General features: G+C 66.7%; 1 pseudogene. It reads right to left on the reverse strand.

Annotated features, from left to right (window positions below):
* Nucleotides 1-637 (reverse strand): annotated as a pseudogene (locus ACK4HN_RS11920) (IS5 family transposase); the annotation flags it as partial.
* Nucleotides 638-694: the final 57 nt, after the last annotated feature.

A 694-nucleotide genomic window follows, 5' to 3' on the forward strand; every position in this document is an offset into this window, starting at 1 on the left:
GCTTGCGCACACGCCGATTCGTGAAGTCGCGCGCCTGCGGCGCAGCGGCCTTGATGATGTCGGTGCAGCCCTGGTAGCCGCGGTCGCCGTAGACGCGCCGCTCGGCGCCGTGCAGCAGGTCGGGCAAGGGGTGCTTGTCGTGCACGTTGGCGCTGGTGACCACCGCGCTGTGCACCAGCCCGGTCTTGCTGTCGGCGCCCACGTGCACCTTCATGCCGAAGTGCCACTGTTTGCCCTTGCGGGTCTGCTTCATCTCGGGGTCGCGCTGCTGCCGGGCGTTCTTGGTCTAGCTCGGCGCGGCGATGATCGTGGCGTCTACGATCGTGCCCGCGCTCAGGCGCAGGCCGCGCTCCTGCAGGATGCGGCCGACCTCGGCGAAGATGGCCTGGCCCAGATGGTGACGTTCCAGCAGGTGGCGGAATTTGAGAATCGTGGTCGCATCGGGCACCGGCTCGCGGCCCAGGTCGATGCCTGCGAAGGCGCGCAGCGCTGCCGAGTCGTACAGCGCCTCCTCGCACGCCGCATCGGCCAGGTTGAACCAGTGCTGCAGCAGGTGAATGCGCAACATGCGCTCCAAGCCCACGGGAGGACGGCCATTGCCGGGCTTGGGGTAGTGCGGCTCGATCAGCGTGAAAAGGGCTGTATGCAATCTGCCCAAGGGCAGGAATGCCGTTACTCCACTCTAGCAATGAAT

Origin of the sequence: Thermosynechococcus sp. (assembly GCF_046299655.1) — a bacterium.
GTDB lineage: Bacteria > Cyanobacteriota > Cyanobacteriia > Thermosynechococcales > Thermosynechococcaceae > Thermosynechococcus.